We start from the raw sequence: 14,983 nt of genomic DNA on the forward strand, positions 1-14,983 counted from the left end.
CCGACCGCTGGACGTGCCGGACTGCACAGCACCGCCCACCCTGCGGCGTCTTTATAGAAATACCATCACGCCTACACTGGCAACACACAATCCAAAGTCATCGCCCCAGCCAGTACAGCCTACCCAAGCCTAAAAGCGGCTCAAAACAAAAGTCACTGAAACACGTCCAGCGCCTAAAACAATTGAGCCAAAAATACTCCAGCAGCCCATCTTCCTTCGACAAAGCAATCGGCCTGCCAGCACTCCCGAATTCGGGAGCATCGGCAGGCCGAAGCAAAGCTTCAGGCGGTATTGCAGTATCAGTGCGACAAGATCTTGGATAAAAAGTGTTTGGCTCGCTCAGTACGGGCCTCCGGATGATCGAAAAAATCATCCTTGGAGCAATCTTCGACTATATAGCCGGCATCCATGAAAACAACGCGGTCGGCCACTTTTTTGGCAAATCCCATTTCGTGGGTAACCACCATCATGGTCATTCCTTCCTTGGCCAGGTCGACCATGACATCGAGCACCTCATTGACCATTTCCGGATCGAGCGCCGACGTGGGCTCGTCGAAAAGCATGGCAACAGGATCCATCGCCAAAGCGCGTGCAATCGCCACGCGCTGCTGCTGGCCACCTGAAAGCTGCCCCGGAAATTTGTCGGTATGAGCGCTTAAACCCACCCGCTCGAGCAGCTTGCGGCCGCGTTCGAGCGCTTCGGCCTCGTTGCGCCCCAGCACTTTGACCTGCGCCAGCGCCAGGTTGCGCATGACTGACAAATGAGGGAACAGCTCGAAATGCTGAAACACCATACCTATGCGCGAGCGCAGCTTGGGCAGATTGGTTGTAGGCGCGCCGACGGATATGCCGTCGATCCAGATTTCGCCTTTTTGAAACGGCTCGAGGGCATTGGCCGTTTTGATCAGGGTCGACTTGCCCGACCCGGAAGGGCCGCATACGACCACGACCTCACCCTTGGCCACCGAAGTCGTGCAATCCGTCAGTACCTGGAAGGAACCGTACCACTTGCTAACATTCTTGAATTCGATCACAGAAAACTCCCTTGCCCTTAGCGAACAATCGCCATGCGATGTTCAAGCGTTTTAACGATGCGTGACGCGGTGTACGAAATAAGAAAATACACCACCGCCGCAAAAAGAAACATTTCGACCAGGCGGCCGTCGCGCTGGGCAACGTTGTTGGCGGCGCCCAGGAAATCAGTCAACGACAATACATATACTAGAGAAGTATCCTGGAACAGCACGATCATTTGCGTGAGCAGGACCGGGGTCATGTTGCGAAACGCCTGCGGCAATACGATATGGCCCATGACTTGCCAATAGTTCAATCCCAGTGCGTATCCCGCGCCCACCTGGCCCCGGGGAATGGATTGAATACCCGCACGCATGATTTCGCAGAAATAGGCCGCTTCGAACAGGGTGAACGTGATCCACGCCGAGGTAAACCCGCCCACGGCGATGGGCCGCCCGGAGCCGGTAACCCATCCGACGATGTACGGCACCAGAAAATAGAACCAGAAGATGATCAGGATCAGCGGCAAAGAACGCAGGAAATTGACATAGCTGCCGGCCGCGCCCGATAAAATCCGGTTGGAAGACAAGCGCATCATGGCCAGCAGCGTGCCCAGCGCCACAGCCCCTATTGTGGCCAGAAACGTCAGCTTGAGGGTAAAAACCATGCCGATGCCAAATACATAAGGCAGTGTGCGCAGAATAATTTCGAAGTCAAAATGCATGGCGAGCCCCTTATTTTTCGGTACCGATGAAACCGGGTACGCTCATCCATTTTTCAATGTAGCGCATGAGGATCACCACGATCGTATTGATGACTAAATATAATACCGTGGCAGCTGCAAACGACTCGAAGATCTGAAACGAAAACTCTTGCATGGACCGTGCGGCACCGGTCAATTCCACCAAGCCTATGGTGAACGCCACAGACGTATTCTTGATGAGATTAAGCGCCTCGGAAGTAAGCGGAGGCATGATGATCCGTGCCGTAATGGGCAGCAGGATATAGCGGTACACCTGGGGGCGCCGCAAACCAAGAGCGGTGCCGGCCATGCTTTGGCCTGTGGGCAAGGAATTGATGCCGGCCCGGATCTGTTCGGCCACACGGGTCGAGGTAAACAGGCCCAGGCAGATCACTGCCGTCCAGTATGTGCTGAGCGTCGGATCGGCGGATTTGATGAAATCGCCCAGGCTCTTGGGCACAATCTCCGGAAAGACGAAGTACCACAAAAAAAGTTGTACCAGCAAGGGAATATTGCGAAAGACCTCGACATACCCCGCGCAGATCTTTTCCAACCACTTGATCCGGCTGGTGCGCAGCACGCCAACGGTCACGCCCACTACCAGGGCAATAATCCAGGCCACGGCGGAAACACCAAGGGTCCAATACACACCTTTGATCAAGGTGTACATATAGGTACCCGAACCATCGGGCGCCGGCGCCCAGAAAATTGACCAGTTCCAGTTGTAATTCATGCATCTGTCCTAAAGATACTATGTATCCAAATACAAATACGGCACAGCCCCGCGTTTAGGGCTGTGCCGTACCAATCGATGCTTATTTGTAAACAGCAGGGTCAGGTGAATCGGTAGGATGCGCAATGACCTTTTTCAGCTCAGGCGTCATGGGCCAGTTCATATTGATATTTTTGGGCGGTATGGCTTTTGTGAACCATTTGGCATAGAGGCGATCGAGAGTGCCGTCTTTCATCATGGTCTTGACCGCTGTGTCGACAGCAGCTTTAAAAGCTGGATCGCCCTTGGGCTGGATGATGCCGTAAGGCTCGATAGTGTATGCCGTCTTGCTGATCATCCAGTTGGCAGGTTTGTGCGAGGTAGCCACCAGGCCGGCCAGGAGGATGTCATCCATGAAGAAGGCGGAGGCACGACCGCTTTCTACTGTAAGGAAGGCTTCGGGGTGATCTTTGGCAGTGATGATCTTCATGCCCAGTTTTTGCTCTGAATTGGCTTGAACCAGCCAGCGCAAATTACTGGTGCCCGATACGGAAACCACTGTTTTGCCTTTGAAATCGGCCAAATCCTTGAGCTTGGACGATTTAAGCGCCGCGAAACGCGTGGCCGTCACGAACGTGGTGGGTGCGAAACTGACCTGCTGCTGCCGCTCGGCGTTATTGGTGGCGGAACCGCAGGAAAGGTCGACCGTGCCGTTGGCCACCAGCGGAATCCGGGTGGACGAAGTGACGGGCACTTCCTTGATTTTCAGGCTGGCCAGTTTGAGGTCTTTTTTGACAGCGGCGGCAATATTGCGGCATATGTCCATCGAATAGCCAATCGGCTTCTGATGATCGTCGAGATACGAAAATGGAATGGATGCGTCGCGATAGCCAAGCGTGATTTCACCGCTCGCTTTAATTTTATCGAGACGGCCTTCTGCGTGTGCGGCACCCATTCCGATAACGGTAACGGCGGCAGCCAAAACGAAGGGCATTAATTTCATAATATCTCCTTTGCTAACCCTGATAGGGTATATGCATTATGCATTTTTTGGTTTTGCAATCCAACTTTACATGCGCTGCGGCAGCACATGCAACTTTGCCCAAAACATGACCTGTTTGTGCTTGTGCACAAACAGAACGTTAGTCAGGAATTTTCAACAACAGGCATAGTATGCACGATAATGCCAGCGTTTTCTTTGATGAAATACCCTAATTGAGCGCAATTCGTTTATATGCCGCGGCTGGCCGGTATCAATGCCAGATCGAAATGTCCACCGGCACGCTATCGCTGTCGGAAGTCACCAGCGCAGTGCCCTCGTCAATACTGATGTGCAGAGTCATGGTGCGCTGGACGAGCCTGGCCAGGGCTCGAACCGCTTCGGGGGCCACTGAAATGACTTTCAAATTCGGCATGCGCGAGACTGTGCTTTGCACCCCCTGCCACCAGACCTGACTGGCGGAGCCCCCATAGCAGCACACAGTAACCTGCGCCGACTTGCCACTGGCTTGCAACAAGCGCCTTTCGTCGGGGTGCCCCAGATCGACCCAGTTCAGGATCAGGCCGGTCAGATCTTTCTGCCAAAGAGCCGGTTCGTCCGCAATGCTCAAGCCCCGGGTAAATACCAGTTGTTCGTCGGCGAGCAAGGCAAAAACCAAAATTCGCAGCATCAGGCGCTCTTCGGTTTCGGAAGGATGGCGCGCCAGCGTCAGGACATGGCTGTTGTAATAGCCGCGCACCATATCGGCAATATGCAGCTCGAGCTTGAAAATCGTAGCGCGCAGAGCCATGTCATGCCCCTGTCGGCGGAAGATCCGGGTGGCGTGCCGCCATCAGAGCGGCGTACGGCTCAAAGTGCCTCGGCACCGCTTTCCCCCGTACGTATGCGTATTGCCTGTTCTACCGGCATGACAAATATCTTGCCATCGCCAATCTTGCCTGTATAGGCCGCCTTGACGATCGCATCGATGGCGGCATCGACCATGGTCGCGGGCAAAACCACTTCGACACGGATTTTGGGTAGAAAGTCCACCACGTATTCGGCGCCACGATACAGCTCGGTATGGCCCTTCTGGCGCCCAAACCCCTTTACCTCGGTCACGGTGAGGCCGCTTACCCCCATCTCCGCCAAGGCCTCGCGTACCTCGTCAAGTTTGAAAGGTTTGATAATTGCCGCTACTAGTTTCATTGCTCGCTCCGATAAATTCTGTTCGCCAGGCATCGTACTCGCTGTCTGCCCTTAAGCGCCAGGCCGCGCACCATTCGCGAAAACCATTGGTAATGGGGCGCCGCCAATCGCGCCCGAGTAAAGTATGCGGCAGCCCGTGGCCAGCCTGGATTTGTTACCAATCATTAAAACCAGGCGCCGCCGTGCGCAGGGAAATAAAGAATAAAATTATCGCATGCCGCCAGCATATGAGCGATTCATCAAGACGCTGCCGCAATTTTTTATCGGTAGCGGCTCCTTTATAATCACGGCACTATGTCAAAAAACACGCCCTCCTCACAGCAAAATCAATTCGCCAACAAGTCGCAGGCCTGGTCTGCCCGCTTTTCCGAACCGGTTTCCGATCTGGTCAAGCGCTATACAGCCTCGGTCAATTTCGATCAACGCCTGGCCGGCGTCGACATCCAGGGGTCGCTGGCCCATGCGGACATGCTCGCCTCCATAGGCATCATCAGCGCCGACGACAACGCCGCCATCAAGCGCGGCATGGCGCAAATCCTCGATGAAATAGCCGCTGGTCAATTCGTCTGGTCGCTCGATCTTGAAGATGTTCATCTGAACATCGAAAAACGCCTGGTCGAGCTCATCGGCGATGCCGGAAAGCGCCTTCACACGGGGCGTTCGCGCAACGACCAGGTCGCCACCGATATCCGCCTCTGGGTGCGCAACGAAATCGATCTTGCCGTCGATCTGCTGCGCCAGTTGCGCCGTGCCCTGGCCACCCTGGCGCTCGAGCACATAGGCACCATCATGCCCGGATTCACGCATTTGCAAGTCGCTCAACCGGTTACCTTCGGGCATCACCTGATGGCCTACGCCGAAATGTTCGGACGCGACGCCGAGCGCCTGATCGACTGCCGCAAGCGTGTCAACCGCCTGCCTCTGGGGGCCGCCGCCCTGGCCGGCACCTCGTACCCGATAGACCGTGAACTGGTCGCCAAAATACTCGGATTCGAGGAAGTCTGCCGCAATTCGCTCGACGCGGTCTCAGACCGCGATTTCGCCATCGAGTTCTGTGCCGCCGCCGCGCTGATCATGACGCATATATCGCGTCTGTCCGAGGAGCTTGTACTGTGGATGAACCCACGTATGGGTTTCATTGTTTTGGCGGATCGTTTCTGCACCGGCAGTTCGATCATGCCGCAAAAGAAAAATCCCGATGTGCCCGAACTGGCGCGCGGTAAAACCGGCCGTGTCTATGGCCATCTGCTCGCCCTGCTCACCCTGATGAAAGGCCAGCCTCTGGCCTACAACAAAGACAATCAGGAAGACAAGGAAGGCCTGTTCGACTCGGCCGATACCATACGCGACACCCTGACCATTTTCGTCGATATGATGAGCGGCATCAAGGTGCGTGCCGATGCAATGCGCGCGGCTGCACTGCAAGGCTTTGCAACGGCGACCGACCTGGCCGATTACCTGGTCAAAAAAGGCGTGCCATTTCGCGATGCCCATGAAACGGTTGCCCACGCGGTACGGGCCTGCGAAGAACAGGGATGCGATCTGGCCGATCTGCCGCTTGAAGCACTGCAAGGCTTTCACCCCGCCATCGAACAGGATATTTACAGCGTCCTGACTCTCGAGGGTTCGGTGTCAGCACGCAACCATATAGGCGGCACAGCACCGGAGCGCGTCAAGATCGAGGCCGAACGCATCCTGGCCCAAACCAGCCCGGCCTCTTGAAAGACACTATGCGGGCATGGTGGCAAACAGGAGTCCCACGACAAAGTGGACTCGCTATTCAAAGACCGCAATGGACTCCACGTGCCCGGTATGCGGAAACATATTGATCACGCCAGCGGCTTGCAAACGATAGCCGCCTTCGTGAACCAGTATGCCGGCATCGCGAGCCAGCGTGGCCGGATTACAGGAGACATAGACAATCTTTCGAGGGCGTTCCGGCAAAGTTAACGCCGCCAGGGCGCGAGCCACCGCTTCGGCGCCATCGCGAGGCGGATCGATCAGGATACGTTCGAAATGTCCCTGGTCGCGCAGCCATTGCACATCCACTTCGAACAAATTCAGGGTAGCGAACCGCACACGGGAAGCCAGGCCGTTGTGTTCGGCCCCCGCCTGCGCCCTTTCCGTCAGAGTCTTGCTGCCCTCCACCCCGACGACCTCGCGAGCCCGCGTGGCCAGAGGCAGGCTGAAATTGCCCAGGCCGCAAAACAGATCTGCCACCCGATCCGTAACCTGGGGTTCGAGCAGGGTCAACGCCCGGGAAATCAGTGTGCGATTGATGGCATCGTTGACCTGGGTAAAATCGGCCGGCCGGTACAGCATGCGCAAACCGAACTCGGGTAAGGAATAAGCCAGCTTGTCTGCGTCATCGGGATCCAGGGGATGTATGGTTTCGGGTCCCTTCGATTGCAGCCACCACGATACCCGATGCTGGGCGCCAAATTCCCTGAGCTTGTCGATATCGGCCGCCGTCAATGCCTCCATGTGCCGCAACAGCAGGGCCGTAGTCTTGTCTCCTACCGACACTTCGATTTGCGGCAAACGGTTGGGAGTGGACATCGATCCGATCAAGCCGCGCAAAGGCCACAGCAAATCGGATACATGAGGTGGCAGGACCAGGCAATCCTTCATATCGGCGACATAACTGCTGCGGCGCTCGCGAAACCCCACCAGCACCCCGCCTTTCTTGGCCACCACGCGTATCGACAGGCGGGCGCGATGGCGATAGCCCCAGGTCGGGCCATGCAAAGGCGGCAGCATGCACGCTGGCTTCAATTTGCCTATATGCCACAGAGTATCTTCAAGAACACGCTGCTTGATGGCCACTTGTGCCGCGGGTTCCAGATGCTGCATCGCACAGCCACCGCAGATGCCGAAATTTGGACACGGAGGACTGGTACGCTGCGCCGAAGGCTTCAAAACCCGTTCCAGCCGGGCCGTGTCGAAAGAGGATTTCCGTTTGACAATATGAGCGCTGACCCGTTCTGAGGGCAGCGCCCCATCCACAAACACAACCTTCCCGTCGCGGCGGGCTACGCCGCGAGCTTCGAGATCCAGCGACTCGATAGCGAATACTTCTGACATGATGATTCGGACATCCTAAAACACGTAGGTCCGAATTTTACAGTCTTCGGCTGCGCTGGCGCCGCCATGCCCGGCGTCCGTCGGTGAAACACGAACGCGGGCGATGGATTGCTTCAATCAGGAAGCGGCTTTCATAGGCGCGGAAGCATGCTCGTCGGAGTCGTGATGCTGACGATGATGACGTCCCTCATGCTTGTAGTGCTTGTCTGCCCTTTCTTTCAGGTAAGCAGCCACTTTCTGTTGCTGCGCGCTATCCAGGGAATCCCAGACCGCCAGCCATTTCTGAGTGATCTGCTGGCGCTCGCCCTGTGCTTTCTGGACAACAGCGTCCATTGCCTGTTGAGCAGCGTGGGGGTCGACCTTGCCGGCATCCAGCTGCGCCTTTTTCTCCTGTCTGGCCGATTTCATGGCATCCCACCGGGCATGCCGCAGCGCTTTCTGGGCCGATTGGGCATCTTCCAGCAGCTTGGCCTGATTTGCGTTCAATGCAAGGGAGGTCACAAGTTTCTGCTTGACCGGGCCATAGCCGGGAATCCACATGGCCATATCCTTGTCGTGATGATGCCTGCCCATCCGTGGAGAATGGGTCGAAGGGGTTTGGGGAGCGGCAGCTTGCCCGCTAGCCACTTGCGCCGCGCTATCGGGCGTGGCGGGAGTGGCTGCCATCGCAGCCCCTTGCAAGGCAAGCGCCGCCGCCAGGGCCGCAAACTTGGCTAGTACGGGAGTTTTGGAGTATTGCATAATGGTCCGTCCTTGAATGAGGAGTCGCCATTGTCTGCCCGAAGCGGTTTCCGATCTGTTTCAGCCCGGACCAATCGTTTTCAATTGATTTCAGGGCAGCCCGTACAAAGGCAATACAAGCTACGGTGCATCCCACGCGGCCAGGTATTCCTTCCAATGCGGCGCCTGGCTTGCCTCGAGCGTGTCGCGTACCAGGCGGACCTCGGAATCGTAGGCGGCTTTGTCGAGCTCGCCTCTCATGAAGCGAAAACGGCAATAAACCAGCCAGGTATTGACCACATCGGTTTCACAATACGCACGAACTTCGCCGGCCTGGCCGTTGGACCAGGCTTTCCAAACCTGGCTGCCGTCCATGCCCAGCTTCCCGGGAAAGCCGCAAAGCTTGGCCAGGTCGTCCAGTGGCGCATTGGCCCGACCGTTATACTTGGCCAGCAGATCCATGAGATCGATATGGCGGTTGTGGTAGCGACTAATGTAATTGTTATATTTGAAGTCGCGATCGTCGTCGCCCATGTCCCAGTACCGTGGCGCCTGGACGGCATGAATAAGACTGCGGTAATGCAAGACCGGCAAATCGAAGCCCGAGCCGTTCCAACTGATCAGTCGCGGGGTATAACGCTCTATGGTTTTAAAAAAACCCGAAATCAGTGTTGCCTCGGGGTCGTCGGCATTGCCCAGGGTTTTTACCCGAAATCCCTGATCGTCCCGGAATACGCAGCCGACCACCGCGACTTGCTGCAGATGCAAAGGCAGGAAGTCGTTGCCGTGGCTTTCCCGGCGAGCCGCCAGCGCCGCTTCTATGACCTCCGCGTCGCTCATTTCCGGCTCGTAATGATTCAGACGACGCAGCCCTGCCGCGTCGGGTATCGTTTCAAGATCGAAAACAAGCGTGGGAATCATCGCGCAGGCAAATACGACATGGGATTGACCGGAGTGCCGCGACGCCGTATTTCAAAATGCAAACGCGGCGACGTGGTATCGGTTTGACCGATGGTGGCAATCTTGGCGCCCCGATGCACCTGCTGGCCCGTCTTTACCAGCAACGTTTGATTATGGGCATACGCAGTGATGAATCCGTTGCTGTGGCCCAGCAGGATCAGGTTGCCCAACCCCCGCACGCCATTGCCCGCATACATGACCTTGCCGTCGGCCGCCGCATGAACCGGTTCGCCCGGGGCTCCCGAGATGTCTATGCCCTTGGTCGTGGCGTTGAAGCCCTGAATGATGCGGCCCGACGCAGGCCAGGCCCATTGAATCAGGGCGGCATCACTGGCCTTCTCGGCGGGAGCCGCTTCGGCGGGAGCGGGAGGAGCAATCGGAACCGGGGTTGCGTTGCCGCCAGACGGCGCTGGCGATGGAGCTGAACCACCTGAACCGCTCAGATGCAGCGTCTGCCCAACCCTTAGCTGGCTGGGATCGCTGATGTGATTCAAGCGAGTCAGGGTTGCCACATCGACATTGTTGGCCTGGGCAATTTTGTAAAGCGTGTCGCCAGGCTTGACGACGTAAGTACCACCGGTGGCAACGCTGCTGGCGGAGGTTCCGCCCGATAGATCGGCTACCGGCGCGTGAGTCGACCTGGAGGCGCAACCCGCCATGATGGATGTAGCCGCCGCAACAGCAGCGATCAATAAATAGCGAGACGTGCGTTTAGGCTGTTCGAATGCCGATTTGGCGATAGGCTGGGACGTCCCTGCTGGCATATAACTCTCCTGATGACTTATGACTGTATTCCTGCCCTGAGAGGTACGAAACGCACAGACTCCAGTTCTTCGCGGTGCCACGTTGTGGAACCGGTTCGTTCAACCAGAATCAGGCGTTGCGCCGAGGATCCTTCCGGGGCAATCAAGCGACCCCCAACTGCCAACTGTTCAAGCAGGGCAAGGGGAATTTTAATACCTGCGGCGGCCACGACAATCGCATCGAAGGGCGCGACGCCGGGCAAGCCCAGCATGCCGTCTCCGTACGAAAGCCGAACCCGTGTGATGAGTTTAAGCGTTCTGAGATGATTGCGCGCCAGCTCATACAGCCCACGAATGCGTTCGATGCTGTGTACCTCCTTGACGAACTGCGCCAGTACGGCAGCCTGATAACCGCATCCGGAGCCCACTTCGAGAACCTTGACCGGCAAGCGATTTTCGCATACGGCTGAAATCATGCGGGCAACTATCCAGGGTTGAGAAATCGTCTGGCCATGTCCTATCGGCAGCGCGGCATCTTCGTACGCGCGACTGGCCAGGCCTTCATCGACAAACAGATGACGAGGCACCGCCATCATGGCATCGAGCACACGTTCGTCCTGAATACCCTGGTTGCGCAGACGCTGGATCATCATGCCACGCGAGCGCTCCGAGTTCAAACCCAAATTGACAATCGTTGACGTATTGGCCGCATCGGGCACCCGTGGCATAACGGAGCCGGATGAAGAAATACGGGTGTTGCTATTGGATGCAGAAAATCCCCGCCCCAGGCTGGAACGGCCAAAACGGTTATGAGTGCCCGTCGCGAACGGGAATGGATTTACTGGTTTGCGCATAATGAATCCGCCCAGATTTTCACATCGCGCAATTGTTCATAATCGGTCAAATCGAGCCGCAAGGGTGTAACCGATACGGCATTTTGTTCGATTGCGCCAAAATCCGTATCGGCGGCCGAATCGGACACATTGCCGACGGGGCCTATCCAATATACCGGATCGCCATAAGGCGTGCTGCTCTTGACCACAGGCTCCGATGGATGGCGCTTACCCAGACGCGTCACGTGTATGCCTTGCAGCGCCGCCATAGGCACCGCGGGTATATTGACGTTGAGCAGCACGTTTTGCTTCAGGGGCTGGGCCAACTGCTGCTCGACCACTTGCCGGGCAATCCCGCCCGCCGTATCGAGATGCTCCCAGCCTTTCTTTGCCAGCGAAAAGGCGATCGAGGATATCCCGAACAGAAACCCTTCAGTCGCCGCGGCAACGGTACCCGAATACAAGGTATCGTCACCCATATTGGCCCCATTGTTGATGCCCGAAACGACCAGATCAGGGCGAAAATCCAGCAGACCGGTCAAGGCAATATGCACACAATCGGATGGCGTGCCGTTAACGAAATAAAATCCATTGGGCGCCTGCCGAACCGACAAGGGGCGATTCAGCGTCAGGGAATTGGACGCGCCACTGCAATTGGTTTCCGGCGCCACGACGGTCAGGTCGCCCAAACCCTTCAGGGCCTGGACCAACGCTTCAAGACCCAAAGCGTTGTAACCATCGTCGTTGGACACCAATATACGCATTACCTTTCCACAAGAAAACAAACGGACCCGTGGATTGTACCCGGTCGTTTTGCCGTTTTGGGTGACGCTCACGGTAGAATCTCGCTGAACCCTTCCGGAGTCCGCATGCCATGTCGTCGATAAACTCGTCCATTTTGAGTCTGGCCCTGATTTTTCTATCTTATTTGCTCGGATCGATCTCTTTCGCCGTCGTGGTAAGCCGCTGCATGGGCCTGCAAGATCCCCGTACATTCGGATCGAAGAACCCCGGCGCCACTAACGTGTTGCGGACTGGCAACAAAAAGGCGGCGGCCCTGACCCTGCTGGGCGACATGGCCAAGGGCTGGCTGGCGGTATGGCTAAGCAGCCTGATCGCCGCGCGATTCCAATTGCCGAGTGCGATCCTGGGCCTGTGTGCCATTGCCGTTTTCATGGGACACGTCTACCCCATTTTCCTGAATTTCAAGGGTGGCAAAGGCGTAGCGACCGCGCTGGGCGTGCTGCTGGCGTTGCAACCGTGGCTGGCCGTCGCTACCGTCGCTACCTGGCTGATAGTCGCTTATGCCACCCGCTATTCGTCGCTGGCCGCCATTTTGGCCGCCATTTTCGCCCCGCTGTATTACCTGTTCGGGGGCGACGTTGCCTGGGACTTCGACATCGCGATCTGCCTGTCCATCGTGGCCATCAGCGCCATGCTGATTTATCGCCATCAGGCCAATATTGCCCGCCTCATCGCCGGCAAGGAAAGCCGGATCGGCAAAAAGAAACATCAGGCTTGATCCGTCCCGGCATCAGGGTGCATCAGGCCGTTTCGCGCTCGCAAACATCTTGCAGATCCCAGCGTGGCTTGACCGTAAATGCATGGCTCGTATCGGCAAGGTCGACCAAGCCAGCCCTGACGCGCTGGGCTGCGGCAAAAGCGATCATTGCACCGTTATCGGTACACAGATCGAGCGGCGGAAAAAATACCTGGCCACGTCTCGCGGCAAGCACCGCAAGCAATTGGCGCCGTAAATGACGATTGGCGCCGACCCCTCCGGCCACGACCAGATTTTTCAAGCCGGTCTGTTTCAGCGCCTTGAGCGCCTTGGCGGCCAGGACATCGACAATGGCCGCCTCGGTCGAGGCGGCCAGATTGGCACGCTGTTGCGCAGACAGGCTGCCACTTTCCTTTTCCAGATGCCTCAGGCGTGTCAAAACGGCTGTTTTCAACCCACTGAAGCTGAAATCCAGATCATGGCTATGCAGCTTGGGGCGCGGCAAATCGTAACTGGACGGATCGCCCTGTTCGGCCAGTTGTGACAAGGCAGGCCCGCCAGGATAGCCAAGTCCCATCAATTTAGCTGTTTTGTCGAATGCCTCGCCAGCCGCATCGTCCAGCGTTTCCCCCAGCAATTCGTAATCACCCACACCGTCCACCCTCATCAACTGCGTATGACCGCCGGACACCAGCAAGGCAACAAAGGGAAAATCCGGCCGGGGACTGGCAAGCAGGGGCGACAACAGGTGCCCTTCCAGATGATGGATGGGAATCGCCGGCAAGCCGCGGGCCCAGGCGAAGGATTGAGCCACACTTGCCCCAACCAGCAAGGCTCCGGCAAGCCCTGGGCCCGCCGTATAGGCAATGGCGCCGATATCGCCGAAGGACAAGCCGGCTTTTTGCAAGACCTCGGTGGTCAGCGGCAAGACTCGCCGAATGTGGTCTCGCGAAGCCAATTCGGGCACTACGCCGCCGTATTCCTGATGCATGGCGATCTGGCTGTGCAGGGCGTGGGCAAGTAAACCGCGTTCGGTGCAAACGGCCGCCACACCGGTTTCATCGCAGGAACTTTCAAAACCAAGAATAATCATGATGCATAAGTGTACAACCAGAGCAAAAACCGACTTAGAATTGCGTTCAGCCAACTTTTTTCTATCAACAACTAACAAATAGCCTATTCGGGGAAAACGAATGCTGGAAAAATACTTCAAGCTGGACGAGCACGACACATCGGTGCGCACCGAAATTCTGGCGGGCATTACCACCTTCCTGACCATGTCCTACATTATTTTTGTAAACCCCGAAATCCTCTCGGGCACAGGCATGGACAAAAGCGCGGTTTTTGTGGCCACCTGCCTGGCGGCGTCGCTGGGCACGCTTATCATGGCGTTCGTCGCGAACTGGCCCATTGGCATGGCGCCCGGCATGGGCCTGAACGCATTTTTCGCATTTACCGTAGTGGGAGCCATGGGTTACAGCTGGCAACAGGCTCTGGGCGCGGTGTTTATTTCAGGCGCAATATTTGTCATTCTGACCGTCACCGGCATACGGTCGTGGCTGGTAGACGGCATACCCAAATCCTTGCGGTCGGCCATAGCGGCCGGCATAGGGCTGTTCCTGGCCATTATTGCCTTGAGCAGCGCAGGCATAGTTATCGCCAATCCCGCAACCAAAGTCGGCCTGGGCAACCTGACCTCAGCACCCGCTCTGTTTGCGATTCTGGGATTTTTCATCATTGCCGCCCTCGATACGCTCAAGGTTCGCGGCGCCATCCTTATCGGCATACTGGTCATTACCATCCTGTCGATGCTGACCGGCAACAACCAGTTTCATGGGGTATTTTCGATGCCGCCAAGCCTGGCGCCCACCTTCTTCCAACTGGATATCATGGGGGCCCTGCACACCGGCTTCGTTCATGTCATTTTGGTATTCGTGCTGGTTGAAGTATTTGATGCCACCGGCACCATGATAGGCGTGGCCAAGCGGGCCGGCCTTGTTCAGGAAGGAAAGCCCAACCGCCTGGGCCGCGCCCTGTTCGCCGACAGTACCGCCATCGTGGCCGGGTCCTTCCTGGGCACCAGCAGCACCACAGCCTACATTGAAAGCGCCTCGGGCGTGCAGGCTGGCGGCCGCACCGGACTGACGGCACTCACCATAGGCATATTGTTTCTGCTTTCGCTGTTTCTTGCACCGCTTGCCGGTTCGGTACCCGCCTACGCCACAGCACCTGCCTTGCTTTACGTGGCCGGCCTGATGTTGCGCGAACTAACCGAAATCGAATGGGGCGATATCACCGAAGCCGCTCCGGCGGCCCTGACCGCCATTATCATGCCCTTCACCTACTCGATTGCCAACGGCCTGGCATTTGGTTTTATCAGCTATGTCGTCCTGAAAGCCGTTACCGGAAAATTCAAGGACATACACCCGGCTGCGCTGCTGGTCGCAGCCCTGTTTGTAATCAAATACGGATTTTTCCCCGGCTAG

The 14,983-nt window shown here is 56.9% G+C and carries 16 protein-coding genes; 3 read left to right on the forward strand and 13 right to left on the reverse strand.

Annotated features, from left to right (window positions below; genetic code table 11):
* Positions 1 to 299 precede the first annotated feature (299 nt).
* From ACYVIS_RS04280 to ACYVIS_RS04305, 6 genes are all read right to left on the reverse strand, one after another.
* Positions 300 to 1,034 (reverse strand): amino acid ABC transporter ATP-binding protein, encoded by a 735-nt coding sequence (locus tag ACYVIS_RS04280; protein ID WP_460873360.1) that lies wholly within the window; start codon positions 1,032 to 1,034, stop codon positions 300 to 302.
* A gap of 17 nt (positions 1,035 to 1,051) precedes the next feature.
* Positions 1,052 to 1,738: an amino acid ABC transporter permease gene (locus ACYVIS_RS04285; RefSeq protein WP_460873361.1), complete on the reverse strand. Its 687-nt coding sequence runs from the start codon at positions 1,736 to 1,738 to the stop codon at positions 1,052 to 1,054.
* Between the two features lie 10 nt (positions 1,739 to 1,748).
* On the reverse strand, positions 1,749 to 2,489 hold the full coding sequence (locus ACYVIS_RS04290) for an amino acid ABC transporter permease (RefSeq protein WP_232743291.1): 741 nt from the start codon (positions 2,487 to 2,489) through the stop codon (positions 1,749 to 1,751).
* 82 nt (positions 2,490 to 2,571) lie between these two features.
* A complete protein-coding gene (locus tag ACYVIS_RS04295) occupies positions 2,572 to 3,471 on the reverse strand; it encodes an amino acid ABC transporter substrate-binding protein (protein ID WP_232743292.1) in 900 nt (299 codons plus the stop codon).
* A gap of 250 nt (positions 3,472 to 3,721) precedes the next feature.
* Positions 3,722 to 4,258, reverse strand: a complete 537-nt coding sequence (locus tag ACYVIS_RS04300) for a YaeQ family protein (RefSeq protein ID WP_460873362.1) — start codon at positions 4,256 to 4,258, stop codon at positions 3,722 to 3,724.
* A gap of 59 nt (positions 4,259 to 4,317) precedes the next feature.
* Positions 4,318 to 4,656 (reverse strand): P-II family nitrogen regulator, encoded by a 339-nt coding sequence (locus ACYVIS_RS04305; protein ID WP_232743294.1) that lies wholly within the window; start codon positions 4,654 to 4,656, stop codon positions 4,318 to 4,320.
* A gap of 294 nt (positions 4,657 to 4,950) precedes the next feature.
* Between ACYVIS_RS04305 and argH the strand changes: the two genes are divergently transcribed.
* Positions 4,951 to 6,378: an argininosuccinate lyase gene (gene argH, locus ACYVIS_RS04310; protein ID WP_232743295.1), complete on the forward strand. Its 1,428-nt coding sequence runs from the start codon at positions 4,951 to 4,953 to the stop codon at positions 6,376 to 6,378.
* A 54-nt stretch (positions 6,379 to 6,432) separates the two neighbouring features.
* Here the strand turns inward: argH and rlmD are convergent, their stop codons facing one another.
* From rlmD to surE, 6 genes are all read right to left on the reverse strand, one after another.
* Positions 6,433 to 7,740 carry a 23S rRNA (uracil(1939)-C(5))-methyltransferase RlmD gene (gene rlmD / locus ACYVIS_RS04315; RefSeq protein WP_232743296.1) on the reverse strand — a complete coding sequence of 436 codons (1,308 nt, stop codon included), beginning with the start codon at positions 7,738 to 7,740 and terminating at the stop codon, positions 6,433 to 6,435.
* A gap of 117 nt (positions 7,741 to 7,857) precedes the next feature.
* Complete coding sequence (locus ACYVIS_RS04320; RefSeq protein WP_460873363.1) at positions 7,858 to 8,481, reverse strand: hypothetical protein; 624 nt, start codon at positions 8,479 to 8,481, stop codon at positions 7,858 to 7,860.
* Between the two features lie 120 nt (positions 8,482 to 8,601).
* Positions 8,602 to 9,381 (reverse strand): 3'-5' exonuclease, encoded by a 780-nt coding sequence (locus ACYVIS_RS04325; RefSeq protein ID WP_460873365.1) that lies wholly within the window; start codon positions 9,379 to 9,381, stop codon positions 8,602 to 8,604.
* A complete protein-coding gene (locus ACYVIS_RS04330; protein WP_232743299.1) occupies positions 9,378 to 10,184 on the reverse strand; it encodes a peptidoglycan DD-metalloendopeptidase family protein in 807 nt (268 codons plus the stop codon). Before ACYVIS_RS04330 ends, ACYVIS_RS04325 begins: the two co-directional genes overlap by 4 nt.
* A 17-nt stretch (positions 10,185 to 10,201) precedes the next feature.
* A complete protein-coding gene (locus ACYVIS_RS04335) occupies positions 10,202 to 11,017 on the reverse strand; it encodes a protein-L-isoaspartate(D-aspartate) O-methyltransferase (RefSeq protein ID WP_232743300.1) in 816 nt (271 codons plus the stop codon).
* On the reverse strand, positions 11,002 to 11,760 hold the full coding sequence (surE, locus tag ACYVIS_RS04340; protein ID WP_232743301.1) for a 5'/3'-nucleotidase SurE: 759 nt from the start codon (positions 11,758 to 11,760) through the stop codon (positions 11,002 to 11,004). Before surE ends, ACYVIS_RS04335 begins: the two co-directional genes overlap by 16 nt.
* Before the next feature lie 110 nt (positions 11,761 to 11,870).
* Between surE and plsY the strand changes: the two genes are divergently transcribed.
* Positions 11,871 to 12,518 carry a glycerol-3-phosphate 1-O-acyltransferase PlsY gene (plsY, locus tag ACYVIS_RS04345; RefSeq protein ID WP_460873366.1) on the forward strand — a complete coding sequence of 216 codons (648 nt, stop codon included), beginning with the start codon at positions 11,871 to 11,873 and terminating at the stop codon, positions 12,516 to 12,518.
* 22 nt (positions 12,519 to 12,540) lie between these two features.
* On the opposite strand, the gene tsaD is transcribed toward plsY, so the two are convergent.
* On the reverse strand, positions 12,541 to 13,590 hold the full coding sequence (gene tsaD, locus ACYVIS_RS04350) for a tRNA (adenosine(37)-N6)-threonylcarbamoyltransferase complex transferase subunit TsaD (protein ID WP_460873367.1): 1,050 nt from the start codon (positions 13,588 to 13,590) through the stop codon (positions 12,541 to 12,543).
* A gap of 100 nt (positions 13,591 to 13,690) precedes the next feature.
* On the opposite strand from tsaD, the gene ACYVIS_RS04355 reads away from it, so the two are divergent.
* The gene (locus ACYVIS_RS04355; RefSeq protein ID WP_460873368.1) at positions 13,691 to 14,983 is read left to right on the forward strand and encodes an NCS2 family permease; all 1,293 of its coding nucleotides are present in this window, start codon (positions 13,691 to 13,693) and stop codon (positions 14,981 to 14,983) included.

The sequence above is a fragment of the Paralcaligenes ginsengisoli genome (assembly GCF_054781135.1).